This window comes from Aeromonas taiwanensis (genome assembly GCF_000820165.1).
Taxonomy (GTDB): Bacteria; Pseudomonadota; Gammaproteobacteria; order Enterobacterales; family Aeromonadaceae; genus Aeromonas; species Aeromonas taiwanensis.
Map to the genome: position 1 here is coordinate 105,944 of NZ_CDDD01000013.1, position 18,628 is coordinate 124,571.

General features: G+C 63.4%; 18 protein-coding genes and 1 riboswitch. Of the genes, 8 read left to right on the forward strand and 10 right to left on the reverse strand.

Features of this window, described 5'->3' with window-relative positions:
• Positions 1-50 precede the first annotated feature (50 nt).
• Complete coding sequence (locus BN1136_RS02655) at positions 51-3,512, forward strand: hybrid sensor histidine kinase/response regulator (RefSeq protein WP_043758357.1); 3,462 nt, start codon at positions 51-53, stop codon at positions 3,510-3,512.
• A 202-nt stretch (positions 3,513-3,714) separates the two neighbouring features.
• A riboswitch (cyclic di-GMP riboswitch) is annotated at positions 3,715-3,802 on the forward strand.
• 110 nt (positions 3,803-3,912) lie between these two features.
• Positions 3,913-6,513 (forward strand): glycosyl hydrolase family 18 protein, encoded by a 2,601-nt coding sequence (locus BN1136_RS02660; RefSeq protein WP_043758358.1) that lies wholly within the window; start codon positions 3,913-3,915, stop codon positions 6,511-6,513.
• Between the two features lie 145 nt (positions 6,514-6,658).
• Here BN1136_RS02660 and BN1136_RS02665 read toward each other — a convergent pair whose 3' ends face one another.
• Both BN1136_RS02665 and crp read right to left on the reverse strand, forming a co-directional pair.
• The gene (locus BN1136_RS02665) at positions 6,659-7,459 is read right to left on the reverse strand and encodes a putative RNA methyltransferase (protein WP_043758360.1); all 801 of its coding nucleotides are present in this window, start codon (positions 7,457-7,459) and stop codon (positions 6,659-6,661) included.
• 126 nt (positions 7,460-7,585) lie between these two features.
• Positions 7,586-8,224 carry a cAMP-activated global transcriptional regulator CRP gene (gene crp, locus BN1136_RS02670; protein WP_042074976.1) on the reverse strand — a complete coding sequence of 213 codons (639 nt, stop codon included), beginning with the start codon at positions 8,222-8,224 and terminating at the stop codon, positions 7,586-7,588.
• A 371-nt stretch (positions 8,225-8,595) separates the two neighbouring features.
• Between crp and BN1136_RS02675 the strand changes: the two genes are divergently transcribed.
• Both BN1136_RS02675 and BN1136_RS02680 read left to right on the forward strand, forming a co-directional pair.
• Positions 8,596-9,000: an OsmC family protein gene (locus BN1136_RS02675; protein WP_043808013.1), complete on the forward strand. Its 405-nt coding sequence runs from the start codon at positions 8,596-8,598 to the stop codon at positions 8,998-9,000.
• A gap of 48 nt (positions 9,001-9,048) precedes the next feature.
• Positions 9,049-9,348, forward strand: a complete 300-nt coding sequence (locus tag BN1136_RS02680; protein WP_043758367.1) for a hypothetical protein — start codon at positions 9,049-9,051, stop codon at positions 9,346-9,348.
• A gap of 69 nt (positions 9,349-9,417) precedes the next feature.
• Here BN1136_RS02680 and BN1136_RS02685 read toward each other — a convergent pair whose 3' ends face one another.
• From BN1136_RS02685 to BN1136_RS02695, 3 genes are all read right to left on the reverse strand, one after another.
• Positions 9,418-9,951: a DUF4136 domain-containing protein gene (locus BN1136_RS02685; protein ID WP_043758370.1), complete on the reverse strand. Its 534-nt coding sequence runs from the start codon at positions 9,949-9,951 to the stop codon at positions 9,418-9,420.
• Positions 9,952-9,966: 15 nt separating this feature from the next.
• Positions 9,967-10,836, reverse strand: a complete 870-nt coding sequence (locus BN1136_RS02690) for a phosphoribulokinase (RefSeq protein ID WP_043758373.1) — start codon at positions 10,834-10,836, stop codon at positions 9,967-9,969.
• A 236-nt stretch (positions 10,837-11,072) separates the two neighbouring features.
• Positions 11,073-11,318 carry a YheU family protein gene (locus BN1136_RS02695; protein ID WP_043758375.1) on the reverse strand — a complete coding sequence of 82 codons (246 nt, stop codon included), beginning with the start codon at positions 11,316-11,318 and terminating at the stop codon, positions 11,073-11,075.
• An 89-nt stretch (positions 11,319-11,407) separates the two neighbouring features.
• Here BN1136_RS02695 and BN1136_RS02700 point away from each other — a divergent pair, with 89 nt between their 5' ends.
• Complete coding sequence (locus tag BN1136_RS02700; RefSeq protein ID WP_043758378.1) at positions 11,408-12,559, forward strand: GGDEF domain-containing protein; 1,152 nt, start codon at positions 11,408-11,410, stop codon at positions 12,557-12,559.
• Here the strand turns inward: BN1136_RS02700 and BN1136_RS02705 are convergent.
• From BN1136_RS02705 to BN1136_RS02715, 3 genes are all read right to left on the reverse strand, one after another.
• Entirely contained in the window at positions 12,541-13,524 is a 984-nt protein-coding gene (locus BN1136_RS02705; RefSeq protein ID WP_043758382.1) for a hydrolase, read from the reverse strand. The genes BN1136_RS02700 and BN1136_RS02705 overlap by 19 nt on opposite strands.
• Before the next feature lie 60 nt (positions 13,525-13,584).
• Positions 13,585-14,484: a chemotaxis protein CheV gene (locus tag BN1136_RS02710; RefSeq protein WP_043808015.1), complete on the reverse strand. Its 900-nt coding sequence runs from the start codon at positions 14,482-14,484 to the stop codon at positions 13,585-13,587.
• 139 nt (positions 14,485-14,623) lie between these two features.
• Positions 14,624-15,310, reverse strand: a complete 687-nt coding sequence (locus BN1136_RS02715) for a hypothetical protein (protein ID WP_043758384.1) — start codon at positions 15,308-15,310, stop codon at positions 14,624-14,626.
• Between the two features lie 39 nt (positions 15,311-15,349).
• Here BN1136_RS02715 and BN1136_RS02720 point away from each other — a divergent pair, with 39 nt between their 5' ends.
• Together BN1136_RS02720 and BN1136_RS02725 are read left to right on the forward strand one after the other, a co-directional pair.
• Positions 15,350-15,556, forward strand: a complete 207-nt coding sequence (locus BN1136_RS02720; RefSeq protein ID WP_033130616.1) for a YheV family putative zinc ribbon protein — start codon at positions 15,350-15,352, stop codon at positions 15,554-15,556.
• Positions 15,557-15,762: 206 nt separating this feature from the next.
• Positions 15,763-16,395 carry an FKBP-type peptidyl-prolyl cis-trans isomerase gene (locus tag BN1136_RS02725; RefSeq protein ID WP_043758389.1) on the forward strand — a complete coding sequence of 211 codons (633 nt, stop codon included), beginning with the start codon at positions 15,763-15,765 and terminating at the stop codon, positions 16,393-16,395.
• A 60-nt stretch (positions 16,396-16,455) separates the two neighbouring features.
• Here the strand turns inward: BN1136_RS02725 and BN1136_RS02730 are convergent, their stop codons facing one another.
• Positions 16,456-16,671 carry a SlyX family protein gene (locus BN1136_RS02730; RefSeq protein WP_043758392.1) on the reverse strand — a complete coding sequence of 72 codons (216 nt, stop codon included), beginning with the start codon at positions 16,669-16,671 and terminating at the stop codon, positions 16,456-16,458.
• Between the two features lie 14 nt (positions 16,672-16,685).
• The gene (locus BN1136_RS02735; protein ID WP_043758395.1) at positions 16,686-17,654 is read right to left on the reverse strand and encodes a WD40 repeat domain-containing protein; all 969 of its coding nucleotides are present in this window, start codon (positions 17,652-17,654) and stop codon (positions 16,686-16,688) included.
• Between the two features lie 119 nt (positions 17,655-17,773).
• On the opposite strand from BN1136_RS02735, the gene fkpA reads away from it, so the two are divergent.
• Positions 17,774-18,577 (forward strand): FKBP-type peptidyl-prolyl cis-trans isomerase, encoded by an 804-nt coding sequence (gene fkpA / locus BN1136_RS02740; RefSeq protein ID WP_043758586.1) that lies wholly within the window; start codon positions 17,774-17,776, stop codon positions 18,575-18,577.
• The last annotated feature ends 51 nt before the right edge of the window (positions 18,578-18,628 follow it).

Sequence of the window (18,628 nt, forward strand, 5' to 3'; positions counted from 1 at the left end):
GGCCCGCCTCTGGCGGGCCATCGACCAATCTGGACAAAGGAAATACGTAGATGCACCAAGGATGGCTGCTGATCGGGCTGTCGCTCGCCTATCTGGGACTGCTGTTCCTCATCGCCTTCGTGGCGGACAAGAACAAGCGCCGCCGCCCCAAGGGGCAGCCCCTGCTCTACAGCCTGTCGCTGGCGGTCTACTGCACCTCCTGGACCTTCTTCGGTACCGTGGGCCAGGCCAGCGAATCCCCCTGGTCGCCGGTGCCCATCTACCTGGGCCCCATGCTGGTCTTCCTGTTCGGCTGGCGTCTGCTGGCCCGCCTCATCCTGGTGGCCAAGCGCGAGCACATCACCTCCATCGCCGACTTCATCGCCGCCCGTTACGGCAAGTCCCAGCGCCTGGCCATGGTGATCAGCCTCATCGCCATCATGGGGATACTTCCCTACCTGGTGTTGCAGCTCAAGGCGATCGTCACCGGGCTGGATCTGCTGATGGCCAACAGTGCCGGAGCCAGCCCCACCAGCAACATGGCCGAGCTGGCGCTGGGCGTCACCCTGCTGCTGGCCCTGTTCAGCATCCTGTTCGGCACCCGCAACCTGGACGCCACCGAGCACCACCGCGGCATGGTGGTTGCCATCGCGTTCGAATCCGTGGTCAAGCTGCTCGCCTTCATGGCGGTGGGGGGCTTCGCGCTCTGGCTCATCGTCAGCAAGCCGAGCGAGGCACGCACCCTGGTGGCCAGCGATTTTCTCGATGCGGTGGTGGCGGTGACGCCGGGCGGCCTGCTGGAGCTCGCCATCTATACCCTGATCGCCATGTGCGCCGTCATCTGCCTGCCGCGCCAGTTCCACGTGACCGTGGTGGAGAACAACCAGGGGCAGGATCTGCACTGGGCGCGCTGGATCTTCCCCCTCTATCTCTTCCTGATGGGGCTCTTCATCTGGCCGCTGGCTCTGGCGGGCAAGCAGTGGGTGGGGGCCGGCATGGCCTCGGACACCTATGTGATCAGCCTCCCCATGTCCCTCGGCTACGACGGCATGGCGATGCTGGCGTTTCTCGGCGGCACCTCGGCGGCCACCGGCATGGTGATCGTCTGCACCATCGCGCTGGCCATCATGGTGAGCAACGATCTGGTGCTGCCGGTGCTGCTGCGCCGGGTCTGGCAGCAGGGGCGGGACGAGCGCCTGATGCGGCTGCTGCTGCAGGTGCGCCGTGGCGCCATCCTGCTGATCCTGCTGGCCGCCTGGGCGCTCTACCTCTGGCTCGGGGATCTCACAAGCCTGTCGCGCATCGGCTATTTGTCGTTCGGCGCCGTGGCCCAGTTCGCGCCGGCCCTGCTGCTTGGTCTCTACTGGCGGCACGGCAACCGCAAGGGGGTCTACCTGGGTCTTGTCCTCGGGGTCAGCCTCTGGTGCCTGACCCTGCTCGCCGAGAGCGGCCTGCTGGCGGGATCTCCCCTGGAAGCCCTGCTGGCCCCCCCCGACTGGCCCGCGTTTCGCGAGCTGAGCCTGGGGGCCTGGTGCCTCTTCCTGAGCCTCTTGCTGAACCTGGTGGGCTATGTGGCGGGCTCGCTCCTGTCCCGGGCGGCGGTGAGCGAGCGGCTGCAGGCGGCCAACTTCGTCGGCAAGCAGAGCCGGGACACCACGGCGCTCTACCAGGCGCGGGTCTCGGTCAAGGAGCTGGAGATGCTGGCGGCCCGCTTCGTGGGGTCGAGCCGGGTCAAGCGCGCCTTCGGCCGCTTCGCCGGCGAGCGGGGCGGCACCCTGGCGCCCCAGATGCAGGCCTCGGCGGAGCTCATTGCCCACACCGAGCGTCTGCTGGCGGGGGTGTTCGGCACCTCGTCCGCCCGGCTGGTGCTGGCCTCGGCCCTGCAGGGGCGCAACATGCAGCTCGAGGAGATCGCCACCATAGTGGACGAGGCCTCCGACGTGTTCCGCTTCAACCGCGGCCTGCTGCAGGGGGCCATCGAACACATGGGGCAGGGGATCTCCGTGGTGGACAGGGAGCTCAGGCTGGTGGCCTGGAACCGGCGTTACATCGAGCTGTTCTCCTATCCCCCCGGCCTCATCCAGGTGGGTCGCCCCATCGAGGAGATCATCCGCTACAACGCCGGGCAGGGGCTGTGCGGCCCCGGCGAGATCGAGGCCCAGGTGGCGCGCCGGGTTGCCTTCATGCAGCGCGGCAGTCCCCACATCTCGGCCAGGGAGCGGCCGGATGGCCGAGTGATCGAGATGCAGGGCAACCCCATGCCCGCCGGCGGTTTCGTCATGACCTTCACCGACATCACCCCGTTTCGTGACGCCGAGCGGGTGCTGCGCGAAGCCAACGAACACCTGGAGGCGCGGGTGGCCGAGCGCACCCACGAGCTCTCCGAGCTCAACCGCCAGCTGCTGCTGGTGAACCAGCAGGTGGAGCGGGCCAACCACTCCAAGAGCCGCTTCCTCGCGGCGGTGAGCCACGACCTTACCCAGCCGCTCAATGCGGCCAAGCTGTTCACCTCCTCCCTGCTGGAGATGCTGCCCCCGGCGGACGAGCCCGCCCGCATCGCCCGCCACATCGACGATGCCCTGGGGGCGACCGAGGATCTCATCATGGACCTGCTGGATATCTCGCGCCTCGAGGCCGGCAAGTTCAAGGCCAAGAAGCTCGACTTCGCCCTGCGGGACGTGCTCGACAACCTCAAGGCGGAGTTCGGGGTGCTGGCCCAGGCCGGGGGGATCCAGTTCTCCGTGGTGGAGAGCAGCCTCGCGGTCTACAGCGACGTGCGCCTGCTGCGGCGGGTGCTGCAAAACTTCCTCACCAACGCGTTTCGCTACAACCCGGGGGGCCGGGTGCTGCTCGGCTGTCGCCGGCTGGGGGACAAGGTGCGCATCGAGGTGTGGGACAACGGCCCCGGCATCCCGGAGGGCAAGCAGGAGGCGATCTTCGACGAGTTCTCCCGCCTCGATCACTCCCGTACTGCCAAGGAGCAGGGGCTCGGCCTCGGGCTTGCCATCGCTCGCGGCATCTCCCTGGTGCTGGGTCACCAGCTCTCACTGCGTAGCTGGCCCGGAGCGGGATCCGTGTTTGCCATCACCCTGAACCTCGCGACCCGGCCCGTGACGGCGAGCCAGATGACGGCGCCAGCCCAGCGGGACAGCCAGCTGGAAGGGGTCAGGATCCTCTGCATCGACAACGAGGAGGACATCCTCATTGCCATGGCCTCCCTGCTGGAGCGCTGGGGCTGCGAGGTGCGCTGTGCCCAGAGCCTGGAGCAGGCAGAGGAGATCATCGGGGCTGGCTTCCTGCCCCGGCTGGTGCTCTCTGACTATCACCTGGACGACGGCAAGACGGGGTTGCAGGCGCTGCACATGATCAGGCTGGCCCATGGCAACGGCATCGGCGGCATCATCATCAGCGCGGATCGCAAGAGCGAGCTGCAGACGCAGATCCGCGAGCATGGCTTCGGTTATGTGAGCAAGCCGGTCAAGCCGCTCAAGCTGCGGGCCCTGATGAACAGCCTGCTGCTACCGGTTCAGTGACGGCAATCACAGAATCCATCATTGATTGACGTGGCTGATAATGGTTCTCATGCAGCATCATCGGCGACGTTGTTGCCGATTTGTATGCATTTTCGTGGCCAACTGGCAATGGTGAGTCCCTCTCACTGTTATTTTTACTAGGTGGCGGGCCGACGACTCTCCTCTATAGTCATTCGGCGATTATTTTCATCGCAAATCAAGTTGTGCAAAAAGGCAAACCGGACGAAAGTCCGGGACGCAAAGCTTCCGGTCTAAGGGTCAGCGGTACCTAGGATAGCGGGGCCACCACAGGTTGTTTCGTCCATGGGCCAAGCCATGGTGCGATGTCGTCTGCATTCCCTGTCTGGTTGCGTTGCCTTTTTCGTTGTTTATTCCAATAACGAAATAAGGAAGTTCAACTATGTTCAGTCCAAAACATTCCCTGCTGGCGCTGCTGGTCGGGGGGATCTATTCCACCTCCGCCCTCGCCGCCGCCCCCGGCAAACCCACCATAGGCTGGGGTGAAACCAAGTTCGCCATCATCCAGATCGATCAGGCCGCCACCTCCTACAACAAGCTGGTGACTGTCCACAAGGATGGTGCCCCCGTCAGCGTGAGCTGGAACCTCTGGTCCGGCGACGTGGGCCAGACCGCCAAGGTGCTGCTCGATGGCAAGGAGGTGTGGTCGGGGGCCGCTGCGGCATCCGGCACCGCCAACTTCAAAGTCACCAAGGGGGGCCGCTACCAGATGCAGGTCGCCCTGTGCAACGCCGATGGCTGCACCCTCTCCGACAAGAAGGAGATAGTGGTCGCGGATACGGATGGCAGCCACCTGGCGCCGCTCGATGCGCCGCTGCAGGAGAACAACAAGCCCTATGCCAACAAGTCCGGCAAGGTGGTGGGGGCCTATTACGTGGAGTGGGGCGTCTATGGCCGCAAGTTCACCGTGGACAAGATCCCGGCCAAGAACCTGACCCACATCCTCTACGGCTTCACTCCCATCTGCGGTGGCAATGGTATCAACGACAGCCTCAAAGAGATCTCCGGCAGCTTCGAGGCGCTGCAGCGCTCCTGTGCCGGTCGCGAGGACTTCAAGGTCTCCATCCATGACCCCTGGGCCGCCGTGCAGATGGGGCAGGGCAAGCTCACCGCCTTCGATGAACCCTACAAGGGCAACTTCGGCAACCTGATGGCCCTCAAGCAGGCCAACCCCGACCTCAAGATCCTCCCCTCGGTCGGCGGCTGGACCCTCTCCGATCCCTTCTACTTCTTCAGCGACAAGACCAAGCGCGACACCTTCGTCGCCTCCATGAAGGAGTACCTGCAGACCTGGAAATTCTTCGACGGCGTGGACATCGACTGGGAGTTCCCGGGCGGTCAGGGGGCCAACCCCAACCTGGGCGGGCCGCAGGATGGCGCCACCTATGTGGCGTTGATGAAAGAGCTGCGCGCCATGCTCGACGAGCTGGAAGCCGAGACCGGTCGCCAGTACGAGCTCACCTCGGCCATCAGCGCCGGCGGTGACAAGATTGCCAAGGTGGATTATCAGGCGGCCCAGCAGTACATGGACCACATCTTCCTGATGAGCTACGACTTCAACGGCGCCTGGAGCAACACCGAGCTGGGCCACCAGACCAACCTCCATGCTGCGAGCTGGGATCCGGCCACCAAGTACACCACCGACAAGGGCGTCAGGGCGCTGCTCGGCCAGGGGGTCACACCGGGCAAGATCGTGGTCGGTGCGGCCATGTATGGTCGCGGCTGGACCGGGGTCAGCGGTTATCAGGCCGGCAACCCCTTCACCGGCACCGCAACCGGCCCCGTCAAGGGCACCTGGGAGAACGGGGTGGTGGATTACCGCGACATCGTCAACAACCGCATGGGCGCAGGCTGGGAGCAGGGCTATGACGAGGTGGCCGAGGCCCCCTACGTCTTCAACGCCGGCACCGGGGATCTCATCAGCTTCGACAACGACCGTTCGGTCAAGGCCAAGGGGCAGTACGTGCTGGCCAACCAGCTTGGGGGCCTGTTCGCCTGGGAGATCGATGCAGACAACGGCGACATCCTCAACGCCATACACGAGGGGCTCGGCCATGGGGACGGCGGCACCACGCCACCGGTCAACAAGCCGCCGGTGGCCAATGCCGGCAGCGATCTGAACGCCACCGGTCCGGCCGAGGTGACGCTCAATGGCGCTGCCTCCCATGACCCCGAGAGCGGTGTGTTGAGCTACAGCTGGAAGCAGGTGTCCGGCCCGCAGGCCAGCCTGCTGGATGCCACCTCGGCCAAGGCCCGTGTGGTGCTGGATGCCGTCAGCAGCGACATCAACCTGGTGTTCGAGCTGACCGTGACCGACGATCAGGGGCTCTCGGCCAAGGATCAGGTGGTGGTGACCAACAAGGCACCGCAGCCGAACTTGCCGCCCGTGGTGAACGTGTCGGCCACCGCCAGCGTCGAGTCCGGCAAGCAGGTGACCATCCAGGCCACGGCCTCCGATCCGAACGGTGACGCCCTGAGTTATCAGTGGACGGTGCCGGCGGGGCTCAGCGCGACTGGCCAGGACAGCGCTAGCCTGGTGGTGACGGGCCCGAGCGTCACCAGCGACACCGCCTATGATCTGACCCTGGTGGTCACCGACGGTGCGCTGGATGCCACGGCGACGACGCGTCTGACCGTCAAACCGGCCAGCACGGGGGGCGGCTGCAGTGCGACCGATCCCGATGCGGCCAACCATCCGGCGTGGAGCGCCAGCACCGTCTACAACACCAATGACAAGGTGAGCCACAAGCAACTGGTGTGGCAGGCCAAGTACTGGACCCAGGGCAACGAGCCGAGCCGCACCGCCGATCAGTGGAAGCTGGTGAGCCAGGTGCAGCTGGGTTGGGATGCCGGCGTGGCCTACAACGCAGGTGACCTGACCACCCACAACGGTCGCAAGTGGAAGGCCCAGTACTGGACCAAGGGCGACGAGCCGGGCAAGGCCGCCGTCTGGGTCGATCAGGGCGCCGCGAGCTGCAACTGATCGTCCGTGATATGACAATGGGGCCTGGGGCCCCATTTCTTTTGCAAGCGGAACGTGACGCCGGGTTGTGCCCTTCAGAGCAGGGGGGCAGGAGCACTCCCGGCACAAAGCAAAAAGGCCCGTCAGGGCCTTTTTTTATCGCGGGTCAGAGCGGCTTCTGCCACAGGGTCAGCAGCAGATCCTGTTCAAGCTGATCCGGCCCCTGGTGGGTGAAGGCGTGGCGCTGCTCGCCGCTGGCACGCCAGCCGAGGCGACTGGTCTCCAGGATATGCTCGCGCAAGCCCTGATCCAGGACCGTGGTGAACTGGACGCGCTGTTGCTGGGCGAGGGTGAGCCCGGCGAGGCTCGGCCAGCTCAGGGGGTGTTCCATGCTCACCGGGTTGAGGCTGACGCGCAGCTGCCACTGGTGACGGGGGCCTGGCTGCACATAAAGCAGATAGCCGCCCGGTGCCAGCCAGCTGACCAGCTGCTCGGTCTTGACCTTGAGGTCGTTGACCAGCAGCACCTGGGCCTTGCCCGGCTGCAGCGGGGCGCGCGCCGGATCGGCGATGATGAACTGGCCTTCCGGCTGGGCCTTGTTGGCGGCGAAGATGGCGTTCTTGGCGAGATCGAATCCGCCGACCTGCCAGCCTGGCAGGCGCTCTGCCAGGGCCCGGCAGTAGTAGCCCTCGCCACAACCCAGATGGATCAGCTCATGTTCTCCGAGGGGAACCAACAGGGCCGCCATGGCCTCCACCAGGGGCAGCTGGTGGCCCTGCTCCAGGAAGCGGCGCTTGGCACGCAGCAGGGCCCGGCTGTCGCTGTCCTTGGGGTTCTTGGTACCGGGGATGAGGTCGAGATAGCCTTCCGGGGCGGGGTCGAAATGGTGCTTGTTGGCGCAGTAGCGGCCCTTGGAGGCCTCATGCAGCTGGAGTGGGTTGCGGCAAAGGGGGCATTGAAGGTGCATAGGCATTCTCTTGGCGACGGCCATGACGGCGGGGGCGTTCGGGATTATAGGGGAGAGGATCAGAAAAGGCTGCCGTGGCAGCCTTTTTATCCAACGGCTCTGTGCGGGAGCCGTCAGGGAACCCTGTCAGCGGGTGCCAAACACCACTATGGTCTTGCCGTGGGCGGAGATGAGCTCCTGCTCTTCCAGCATCTTGAGGATGCGGCCGACGGTTTCGCGGGAGCAGCCGACGATCTGGCCTATCTCCTGACGGGTGATCTTGATCTGCATGCCATCCGGGTGGGTCATGGCATCCGGCTGTCTGGCCAGGTTGAGCAAGGTCTGGGCAATCCGGCCGGTCACGTCCAGGAAGGCGAGGTTGCCGACCTTCTGGCTGGTGTGCTGCAGGCGCTTGGCCATCTGGCCGGAGAGGCGCATCAGGATGTCCGGGTTGACCTGGATCAGCTGGCGGAACTTTTTGTAGGAGATCTCGGCGACTTCACAGGCGCCTTTGGCACGTACCCAGGCGGAACGTTCCGGATTCTCGTTCTCTTCGAACATCCCCATCTCGCCCAGGAAATCCCCCTGATTCAGGTAGGAGAGGATCATCTCCTTGCCTTCGTCATCCTTGATCAGGACGGCGACGGTACCCTTGACGATGTAGTAGAGGGTTTCCGCTTTCTCACCGGCGTGGATCAGGGTGCTCTTGGCGGGATACTTATGAATGTGGCAATGCGACAAGAACCACTCCAGGGTGGGATCGCTTTGCGGTTTGCCAATGATCATGAGACTTCCTCGTAGTGTCTTTTTTATGGACTGTGCGTCCAGGCAAGTTGCCAAGCTTGCCATTCCTTACTCTTTGGTCGCAGTAGAATAAGAGCCTTTGCCTGTGCTGACAAGGCTTTGGGGTGCCGCGTCCCCTCGGGGAGCCGCGATCTGCTGCGCGATCCGGGCCATTCTAGGCAAGAAGGGGGGTGCAGATGTTGATTTCGATCTATTTCCCTCGGGGTCGCTGACGTTTCGATTCTCCCGTCCCGGTCGGTGGAAACGGGACGGGATCCTCCCCTGGCTGCAAGATGACGAGTCATGTGCCACTCGACCCCTGCTTGAGGTATGCTATGGGCGTCAGAATCGTCGTCATTGAGAGGAAGTGTGAGATGAAAGCCAAGGTCAGCTGGGTCGAAGGCATGAAGTTTGTGGGCGAGAGCGAGTCCGGTCATCAGGTGACCCTGGATGGCGCGAACCCGGGTGAAGGTGCCAGCCCGATGGAGATGATCCTGCTGGCGGTCGGCGGGGGCAGCTCCATCGACGTGGTTTCCATCCTGGAGAAGGCCCGCCAGTCCGTGACCGCCTGCCACGTCGAGCTGGAAGGGGTCCGTGCCGATTCCGTGCCCCGGGTGTTTGAGAAAATCCACCTCAAGTTCGTCGTGACCGGCACCGGGCTGGCCGAGAAGCACGTCTCCCGCGCGGTCGATCTGTCCATGGAAAAGTATTGTTCCGTTTCCCTGATGTTGGAAAAAGCGGTAGAAATTACCCATAGTTATCAAATTCTTGAGGCTTGATCGTTGTAATTTGTCCCGTCGATAACGCCATGACATAAGGAAAGTGCGATGAAAAAAATGATGATGTTGCTTCCCCTGTTCGGGCTCGCTGCCTGCAGTGCGCCGCAGCCGACCCAGTATCAATACAGCCAGTATCAGTGCGGGGAAGAGATGCTGGGGATCACCTATGATGCCCAGGCCGACATGGTGCAGTTCCCTTATGCCGGCGTGTATCACAAGCTGGGCCGCATCGAGTCGCCCAAGGAGGTTGCCAGCTATTCCGACGGGGTGACCACCTTCTCCCAGCAGGACAAGCAGGCCACTCTGGTCAAAAGCGGGGTGACCCAGCTGACCTGTGAACTGAAGTGATCTTCATGCCGACATGGCGTGTACGAAAAACGGCCTGCTTCAAGCAGGCCGTTTTTGTTGAAAGAGAAATCAGTTTGACGGTAGCGAGCCCAGCAACTGTCCGGCCAGTTCCTGGCTGAGCTGGCTGCGGGCCTCCTCGGCGATGGGCACGTCGCTGGCGAGCTGGATGGCGCTGCTCCATACCGTCTGCTGGGTTCGCCGGTCGAGCAGCAGTATGGCCAGGGTACCTTTGCGGGCATCGGCGGCGGCATTCAGGCCCGGGGTCATGCCGAGGCGAGAGAAGATCTCCCCGTCGCTCATGTCCTGGCTGCCGGCGACGCCGATGGCAACCCAGACGTCCGCCTCATCCAGAGGCACGCTGCGCCAGCCCTTGCCGTCAAGCTGCCGGGTCACCGCCTGCTGGACCGGCTCCAGCCAGGGGGCGGCGCTGTTGCCCGCGTACTGGAACTGCTCGGCGAGGGCGTAGCGTGGTGTCGCCCCATAGGTCCAGTTGTCTGCGGGACGCACCACCATGGTCCCCGTCTCGACGGTGGGGGCGGCGGGGCCCGTGCTGCAGCCGCCCAGCAGGGCAGCCAGTATGAATGAGAGAAGTGCACCGCGCATCGTAAGCTCCTTGGCTCAGGTGATCTTGCCCGTTTCGATCAGTTGCTGGATCAGGGGGCGCAGGATCAGCTCCATGGCGAAACCCATCTTGCCACCCGGCACGACTATGGTGTTCATCCTGGACATGAAGGCGCCGTCTATCATCGACAGCAGGTAGGGGAAGTCCACCTGCTTGATGCCCCGAAACCGTATCACCAGCATACTCTCGTCCAGGCTGGGTATCACCTTGGCGCTGAAGGGGTTGGAGGTGTCGACGGTGGGTACCCGCTGGAAGTTGATGTGGGTGCGGGAGAACTGCGGCGTGATGAAGTTGATGTAGTCGTCCATGGAGCGCACGATGGAGTCGGTCACCGCCTCCCGGGAGTGGCCGCGCTCCGACGTGTCGCGAATGAGCTTCTGGATCCACTCCAGGTTGACGATGGGGACCACGCCGATGAGAAAGTCCACGTGCCGCGCCACGTTGTGCTCGTCCGTGACCACGCCCCCATGGAGCCCTTCATAGAACAGCAGATCCGTCTCCCCCGGCAGATCTTGCCAGGGGGTGAAGGTGCCCGGCATCTGGTTGAAGGGCACCGCCTCGTCGAAGCTGTGCAGGTAGCGGCGATACTGTCCGGTGCCGCTCTGGCCGTACTCCTGGAAGAAGGACTCCAGCAGACCGAAGTCGTTGGCCTCAGGGCCGAAGTAGCTGATGTGCCGCCCCTGCTCCCGCGCCTTGCGGATCGCCACGTCCATCTCGGGCCTTGTATAACGGTGGAAACTGTCCCCCTCGACCACGGCCGCCTTGTACCCGAGCTGATGGAACATGGAGCGAAACGCGTTGGTGGAGGTGGAGGTGCCGGCACCGGACGAACCGGTGACCGCGATGATGGGATGCTTGGCCGACATAGAATTCTCTCTTCCTTGGGAGTTCCGTTATAAGGGCTGGCCCAAAGTACGGTCAAGCCCCTGCAACATCTTCCGCCCCGGCCCTCGTCCGTCGGCCTGGCTGGGCGCGGGATCCCTCTGGAAGGGCAACCTGGTGTCGTGTCGCGGCCGGGAGAGAGGCCCGGGGAGGGGGCGGCTAGCCCGGGCATCGGGCGGAAGATCCCCCGCTCGTTCAGCCCGGTTTTCCGTTGCCGGTGTCATTCTGGTTGATAATCGTCCGTATAAGTCTTACTTAAATGAGTCTTGTGTACGACGTTGACGCTCTCGTGCAATTCGCTGTAGACCAGCACGGCGATGCCTTGCTGTAATTGCTGACGGACCGCTTCGACCTTGTCGGCCAGGCTGACATCCTGCTCGCCGTATTCGGTGCCTTCTTGCAGGACAAAGTGCTCGAGCAGGTTGGTGAGGGTCTCGGGATCCAGTTCTTGCCAGGGGATAATCATGGTTTCATCTTCAATCAGTGGGGTGTGGGTATTGTCGGTGCCAGTCCGGCAAGTGCAAGAAGTTTGTCTTGTGCCGTTCGAGGGGTTACATGAATTCAACTGATGCTCGTCGCCCTTCCGGGCAGCTCACCCAGCACCTGCTCGATGCCCGTCGGCAGGCTCTGGACTCCGGACTTCGCTGGTTCTGGGCCATCAATCTGATCGCTATCCTGTTCCTGCTGGCGCGCTTCTATATCTATCAGGATGCGCACCTGGTGCTCAATGACCTCTTGCCTTGGTCCTACAAGTGGCAGCTCATCGCCATGGCCGGCGTCTGTCTGCTGCTGCCTATCGGATGGCGCTGGCTCTCCCGTCAGCCCCGTGCCCTCTGGCAGGTCTCCCTGCTGGTTTGCGGCCTCTTCTGGGGACTGGCTTGGGCCTTGGTAGGCTATACCATCTCGATCGTCGATCTGAAGGGCGGTTTCAGCTTCATTTTCAACATGGTCAGCCTGTTGTTACTGACCGGTCTCATCGCGACTTATTCTGATGTACGGCTGTTCTATGCCCTGGTGTGTGCCCCTCTGCTGTTCTTGCTGTTAAGGGCTTGCTGGAGCCCTTCTCCATTTGTCATGGTCAATATCATGGTGGTCGGGGTTCTGCTGGTCGTGCTGGAGACGGGGCGACGCATGCTCAACGGCTGGTTCGAGCTGGCCGTGTCGAGGGAGTATGACAACCTGATGCTGGCGCACAAGATGAATGCCATGGCCCATCGGGATCCCCTGACCGGCCTGGCCAACCGTCGTCATTTCGATCAGGCGTGCAAGCGTGCCATCGCGCAGGGCACGACCCTGGAACTGCCGCTCACTGTGATCCTGCTCGATGTGGACTTCTTCAAACGCTACAACGATCGCTATGGCCATCAGGCAGGAGACGAGTGCCTGATCCTGGTGGCCGAGTGCCTGGAGGAGAGCGTGCGCGAACCCGGCGATCTGGTGGCCCGCTACGGTGGGGAGGAGTTCGTGGTACTGCTGCAGGAGACGGATCTGGCGGGGGGGAAGGAGGTGGCCGAGCGCATTCGCGCCACCCTGGCCGCCCGGGCCCTGCCCCATGAAGACTCCGATGTCGCCCCCCACCTCACCCTGAGCCAGGGGATTGCCCAGTGGCGTCCGGGAGAGAGCCTGGTGATGCTGCTCGAACGGGTGGATGGCGCTCTTTATCAGACCAAGGAAGAGGGGCGCGACGGCTACCGGGTCGCGTCCTGAGCCTGCTCCCGCAGCCACTGGCTGATGCGCTCATCCAGCCAGAAGCGGGGACGCCAGGGGGAACCGTGCAGGAAGCCCACGTGGCCCCCCCGCCGGCTCAACTCGTAGCGCACCTGAGGTGAGAGCTGCTCCGGCGTCGGGATCACGGCGCCGGTCATGAAGGGGTCGTCGGCGGCGTGAATGACCAGGGTCGGGATGGGGATGCGAGCCAGCAGGCCCAGGCCGGAGCAGGTCTGGTAGTAGTGATCGGCGCTGTCGAAACCATGGAGCGGGGCCGTCACCTGCTCGTCGAAGTCGCGCAGGGTGGCGATGCGTGCTACCTGCGCCGGTTGCCAGCGTGCCCGGGCTGCCTCCTGATGCCGGATCTTGCTCTGCAGATTGGCCCGCATGGTGCGCAGCAGATAGCTCTGATAGACCCGTGAGAACCCCTGGTTGACCCGATCGGCACAGCTCGCCAGCTGCAGTGGTGCCGAAATCACCACAGCCGCTTTCAGCTCGGTTGGGCAGGCCCGTGCCAGCAGGTTGACCAGCATATTGCCCCCCAGGGAATAACCGATGGCAATGAGGGGCTTGCCGGGGAAGCGCCGACCCAGCTCGGCAATCACGGCCTGGGCATCTTCGATGGCGCCGGAGTGATAGGCCCGCAGCAGCCGGTTCGGCTCGCCGCTGCACCCCCGAAAATGCATCAGCACCGCCTCCTGCCCCTGCTGCTGCAGATGGGCGAACAGCCCCTTGGCATAGTGGGAGTGAATGCTCCCCTCCAGGCCGTGGAACAACACGATAAGCGGTTGCTCGTCCCGGTGTGACCCTGTGCTCCAGGCGAGATCGACGAAGTCGCCATCCGGCAGCTCGAAGCGCTCCTGGGTGAAGCGGGCCGGGGCGCGGCGCAGCCACTTGGGTAGTATGGTTTGCAGATGGGGATTACGGGCCCACCAGGGGGCGTGGAAGTGGCTTTCTGTCAGCATGCAACGGCTCGGGGCAGCAGGGAAGGGGAAGCGGCGGCGAGCCAGGGGCTCGCCGCGGTGTCAGGCGGGCAGGCGATCGTGGTGCTCGGCACCGCGCAGCATCGCCTGGATCAGTTCGTTGGCCTCAAACTTGGTGAGCGCCTCGTGGGCCCCGACCTGATGGGCCCGCTCCACGCTGATCTCGCTGGAGAGGGAGGTGTGCAGGATGATGTAAGCCTCCGCCAGCCTGGGGTCACTCTGTACCTCGAAGGCCAGCTCGTACCCGTCCAGCCCCGGCATCTCGATATCGCTCACCAGGATGTCGATCCGCCTGCCCTGGGCGACGTTGGCCTGCATCAGGGCCAGGGCGTCCCGTCCGTTGGTGCAGACCTCGTAGGGGATGTTGATGTAATCCAGCGCCGCCATCAGCTGGCGGCGGGCGACGGAGGAGTCGTCCACCAGCAGGATCCGCATCGGCTTGAGCCGCTCGCGCTGCACATCGGTCAGCACGGGATAGAGGTGGCTGGGATCGTCCGGATAGACCCGCGACAGGATGAGTTCCACGTCCAGCAGCTGGATCAGCTGCTCTCCCACCCGGGTCACGCCGGTGACGAACACGTTCTGTCCTAGGGAGGGGGGCGGCGGCTCGATGTCACGCCAGTTGCACTCGGTGATCTTGTCGATGCCCCGCACCAGGAAACCCACCAGGGTGCGGCGGCAATCGGTGATGATGATGAAGCAGTTGGGCATCTCCTCCCTGGTGATGGGGCGATAGCCCACCGCCATCGCCATGTCGATCACGGGGATGGTGGTGCCCCGCATGCTGGCCGCTCCGAGCACGGTCGGATGAGACTGCGGCAGGGCGGTGAGCTGGGTGTAGGGCACTATCTCCTTCACCTTGAGCGTGCCGATGGCGAAGGATTGTCTGGCAGAGAGGTGGAACAGCAACATGCCCTGGGATTGGTTGGCCTTGCTCGTCATGGCGGATGTCCTGTTGATCTAGTCGGTGACGGTCAATCTGGTGTTCAGCATAGAGGATGGTGACATGGATGACTTCTCTGTTATTAACGGCGGCGCACCGTAAAACTGGATCCCTTTTCCCATCATTTTGTCGCCCCGTTTATCGGGAGGCGGACTGCTGTGCGTCCTGGTCGTGCCCCAGCCAGCGCCGGGAGGCATCGGCCAGCGCCGCCTCGTCCCGGTAACCCAGCCTGGCCACGACCTGGGCCGGAGTGCTGCCGCTTCTGAGCAGGCGAATCCCCTGCAACAACTGCCACTGGGCAAGCAGGCTCTCTGCATCCAGGTTATCCGGTTGCCGCTCGGCCAGCAGGGCCTGCCAGGCGGCCAGACTGCCCGGTTGCCGGGTCGCCAGCGCCTGCCAGGCGTCTTGCAACAGCTGATCCCCTTGCGGCGTGATGGTGCAACCCTGCAACTCGTCCCCCAGGATCTGCAGCCGCTGGCCATAGGGGCCTTGCCACTCTCTGGGCCGCGACCAGTGGGCCAGGTTCTCCAGCAGCGCATCCATCAGCGGACTTGCCTGCAGCCAGCCGGCCTGAGCCGGTTGGGGCACCCGCACCGAGCAGGCCAGCAGATCGTACTGGCAGCCCGCCAGGGGGGTGAAGGCGGCGAGGGCATCGGCACAGAGCCAGAAGTAATTCCCCTCCGTCAACAACAGCTCATGGGCGCCCAGCCTCAGCAGTGCCGCTCCCCGGGTGACGCGCAGCAGCTGGCCCATGGGAGAGCGCTTGCGGGGGCCGACCTGGAGGGTGGGAGTGGAAAAATGCTGATATTCGATAGCGTGATGCATGTAAAAACCCTGATATGATGCTGCCTGGAGGTAACAAAAATGGAAACCAGGCGTAAAAAACGCTTCATTGCCGGTGCGGTTTGCCCGGCGTGCGGCAAGATGGACACCATGATGCTGTATATGGAGCATGGAGTCGAGAAGGTGACCTGCGTCGACTGCGGGGACACTCAGGTGCAGACCCAGGCCGAGGTGGACAAGGCGACCCGGGAGGCTGAACAGGTCATAGGGGTGTTTCGTCCCGAGTGAGAACGAGCGGCCCGGTGAAGGGGCAGGGGAGGTTCCGGTGACAGCCGGGGCCATCTCTCGCTCCCGCAGCCGTTTTTGTCCGGCGCGGGACAGGCGTCTCTCCGGATTGCCGACTTTTTCAGCATGAGGGGGCGGGGCTGATCATATGCTTGGCCACCTTTTTGAGGTATTCTGGGGCCGTTTTTTCTATCCGCAGGATCCCTGACATGAAAGTAGCTCCCCTGAGCGTGGTTACGCTGGAATACACGGTCACCGACGAACACGGTGAAGTCATCGACACCACAGTCGGCAAAGAGCCGCTGGTGTATCTGCACGGTACCCGTTACCTGGTCTCCGGCCTCGAAGCCGAGCTGGAAGGTCGCAGCGTGGGCGAGGCCTTCGACGTCACCCTGACGCCGAACCAGGCCTACGGCGAGTACGACGAGAACCTGGTGCAGGAAGTGCCCGGCGAGTTGTTCGATGGCATGGAAGTGTCTGAAGGGGATACTTTTGTGGCCGAGACCGACGATGGCCACCGTCCGGTGACCGTCATCGAGGTGTCCGAAGAGTTCGTCAAGGTGGATGGCAACCATCCCCTGGCCGGCGTGACCCTGGGCTTCAAGGTCGAGATCAAGGACGTGCGTGCCGCGACCGCCGAAGAGCTGGCCCACGGCCATGTGCACGGTGCCGGTGGCTGCGGTCACGATCATGGCCATGATCACGGTCACGACCACGATCACGACCATGGCGGTTGCTGTGGTGGTCACGGTCACGCCCATGCTCACGATCACGGCGACGACCATGGTCACGGCGGCTGCTGCGGTGGTGGCGGTTGCGGTGGCAAGGGCCATCAGCACTGATCACGGCATGCCCGATGATGAAAAAACCCGCCTGGTGCGGGTTTTTTCATGGCCGTTCGCTCAGTAGTGCGGGGGCGGGGTCTCTTCGGCCATGCTGGCGATCTGGCTCGGCTGCACGCTCTGCAGCTTCTCCACCAGCAGATGGATCTGGTGCTTGAGCCGATCCAGCTCGCGGCCCTGGGTGGTGACTTCGTCGTTGAGCTGCTCCACCGTGTATTCGGCATAGGCGAGGCGGCTTTCCAGGGTTTCGAGGCGATCGTTTAATGACTGACTCATGGGCCTTTTGGTCCTTACTTGATTGTCCAGGTTTCGGCCAGGCCGCTTGAGCTGGCGCTGACGAGGTGGCCATTGTCGCGCAAAGCCACGCCATAGACCACAGCACTCGGCGGTTTCACCTTGGGATGGGGCGAGACGCGCCAGCTCTGCAGCTGGCTGCCGTCGCTCACCTGCCACAGGGCGAGCTGGCGGGAAGGGGAGCCGGTGACGAGCCATTTGTCGTCATTGACGAAGCGGGCACTGGTGTAGACCTCGAAGCGATGGTCGAACTGCAGCCGGCTCTGCTCCTTGCCGGTTTTGAGATCCCAGATGCTGGCCTGGCGGCTGTCGGCGGTGAAGGCGAAACGCCCCGCCGGATCCAGCCTGGCCATCACCACCCGCCCGGCGTGATTGAAGCGCCACACCACCTGGCCCGTGCGGGTATCCCACAGGTAGGCGCTGTAGTCGTTGCCGCCGGTGAGGGCGTAGCGGCCGTTGGCGGAGAGATCCACCGTATTGACCTGTTCGGTGTGGCCGAGGAACTGCAGCCGGCGACCGGTCCGGGTGTCCACCAGCTCCGCCTTGCCGTCTTCCCGGCCGATCAGCACCATGCGCCCGTCGGCGGAGATGGCCGCGTCGCGCAGGCTGGATTCGGGCAGGGAGTAGTAGCCCTGGGAGCGGCCATCCTGCAGGCGCCAGATGGCAAAGGTATGCTGGCTGGCGGTGATGGCGTGGCTGTCGTCGGGGGAGAAACGGGTCAGGGTGACGAACTCCGCCTGGTCGTCGCTCTGGCGCCAGCGCCAGCGCTCCTTGCCCTGTTCCAGATCCCACACCACAGTGCCCTGACCCAGGCTGGAGACGATGGCCTGCTTGCCGGAGCTCGCGAGATCCGCGCTCAGCAGACCCTGTTCGGCGAGGCGGATCTGCTGGCCGGGAAGGGCGCTCTGTTCGCACCCCGTCAGCATCAGGCAAATACCGATGAGATAAATGGCACTTTTGATCATTTTTCCTGTCTCATGCTTTCGTTACCCGCGATCACGGCGTTAGTATAAGGCGCTTATCACGATAAACCTCTCATTTCACGAAGGAACCGAGAGCGGTATTTAGCGTTTTGGAGAAACTGATGAACAATTTTCTGAAGGTGTCCCTGTTGGCTGCGGCAGTTGCCGTCGGCCTGACTGCTTGCCAAAAAGATGAGAAACCTGCTGCCAACACCGAAGTGAAGGCAGAAGCCAGCAAGCCGGCAGAGGCCACCAAGGCAGAGGCCAAGAGCTTTGAAGAGCAATCCGGCTATGCGATCGGCCTCTCCATGGGTCGTTATATCGCCAATACCCTGGAGCGCCAGCAAGAACTCGGCATCAAGCTGGACAACACCGTCATCCTGCAAGGGGTGACCGACGGTCTGGGCAAGAAGGCCAGCATGACCGACGAAGAGATCCAGAAGGTTCTGCAGGAATACGATGCCAAGATCAACGAGCTGACCAAGGCCAAGGCCGACAAGGATGCAGTTGACAACCTGAAGAAGGGCGAGACCTTCCTGGCTGACAACGCCAAGAAAGAGGGCGTGAAGAGCACCGAATCCGGCCTGCAATACCAGGTCGAGAAGATGGGTGACGGCGCCAAGCCGAAGGCCACCGACATCGTCAAGGTTCACTACACCGGTACCCTGATCGATGGCACCAAGTTCGACAGCTCCGTCGATCGCGGCGAGCCGGCCACCTTCCCGCTGAACCAGGTTATCCCGGGCTGGACCGAAGGCGTACAACTGATGCCGGTCGGTTCCAAGTTCAAGTTCTTCCTGCCGTCCAAGCTGGCCTATGGCGAGCACGGTGCAGGCACCATCCCGGCCAACGCCGTGCTGGTATTTGACGTTGAGCTGCTGGCCATCGAGAAGCCCGCTGCCAACGGCGACGACGCAAAGAAATAAGCTGCAATACGATGAAAACGGCTCCTCTGGGAGCCGTTTTTGCTTGTGGGT

Coding starts and splice junctions, on each gene's coding strand:
- BN1136_RS02655 (WP_043758357.1), top strand. CDS start 51: ATGCACCAAGGATGGCTGCTGATCGGGCTGTCGCTCGCCTATCTGGGA.
- BN1136_RS02660 (WP_043758358.1), top strand. CDS start 3,913: ATGTTCAGTCCAAAACATTCCCTGCTGGCGCTGCTGGTCGGGGGGATC.
- BN1136_RS02665 (WP_043758360.1), bottom strand. CDS start 7,459: ATGCACCTTCAATGCCCCCTTTGCCGCAACCCACTCCAGCTGCATGAG.
- crp (WP_042074976.1), bottom strand. CDS start 8,224: ATGATCATTGGCAAACCGCAAAGCGATCCCACCCTGGAGTGGTTCTTG.
- BN1136_RS02675 (WP_043808013.1), top strand. CDS start 8,596: ATGAAAGCCAAGGTCAGCTGGGTCGAAGGCATGAAGTTTGTGGGCGAG.
- BN1136_RS02680 (WP_043758367.1), top strand. CDS start 9,049: ATGAAAAAAATGATGATGTTGCTTCCCCTGTTCGGGCTCGCTGCCTGC.
- BN1136_RS02685 (WP_043758370.1), bottom strand. CDS start 9,951: ATGCGCGGTGCACTTCTCTCATTCATACTGGCTGCCCTGCTGGGCGGC.
- BN1136_RS02690 (WP_043758373.1), bottom strand. CDS start 10,836: ATGTCGGCCAAGCATCCCATCATCGCGGTCACCGGTTCGTCCGGTGCC.
- BN1136_RS02695 (WP_043758375.1), bottom strand. CDS start 11,318: ATGATTATCCCCTGGCAAGAACTGGATCCCGAGACCCTCACCAACCTG.
- BN1136_RS02700 (WP_043758378.1), top strand. CDS start 11,408: ATGAATTCAACTGATGCTCGTCGCCCTTCCGGGCAGCTCACCCAGCAC.
- BN1136_RS02705 (WP_043758382.1), bottom strand. CDS start 13,524: ATGCTGACAGAAAGCCACTTCCACGCCCCCTGGTGGGCCCGTAATCCC.
- BN1136_RS02710 (WP_043808015.1), bottom strand. CDS start 14,484: ATGACGAGCAAGGCCAACCAATCCCAGGGCATGTTGCTGTTCCACCTC.
- BN1136_RS02715 (WP_043758384.1), bottom strand. CDS start 15,310: ATGCATCACGCTATCGAATATCAGCATTTTTCCACTCCCACCCTCCAG.
- BN1136_RS02720 (WP_033130616.1), top strand. CDS start 15,350: ATGGAAACCAGGCGTAAAAAACGCTTCATTGCCGGTGCGGTTTGCCCG.
- BN1136_RS02725 (WP_043758389.1), top strand. CDS start 15,763: ATGAAAGTAGCTCCCCTGAGCGTGGTTACGCTGGAATACACGGTCACC.
- BN1136_RS02730 (WP_043758392.1), bottom strand. CDS start 16,671: ATGAGTCAGTCATTAAACGATCGCCTCGAAACCCTGGAAAGCCGCCTC.
- BN1136_RS02735 (WP_043758395.1), bottom strand. CDS start 17,654: ATGATCAAAAGTGCCATTTATCTCATCGGTATTTGCCTGATGCTGACG.
- fkpA (WP_043758586.1), top strand. CDS start 17,774: ATGAACAATTTTCTGAAGGTGTCCCTGTTGGCTGCGGCAGTTGCCGTC.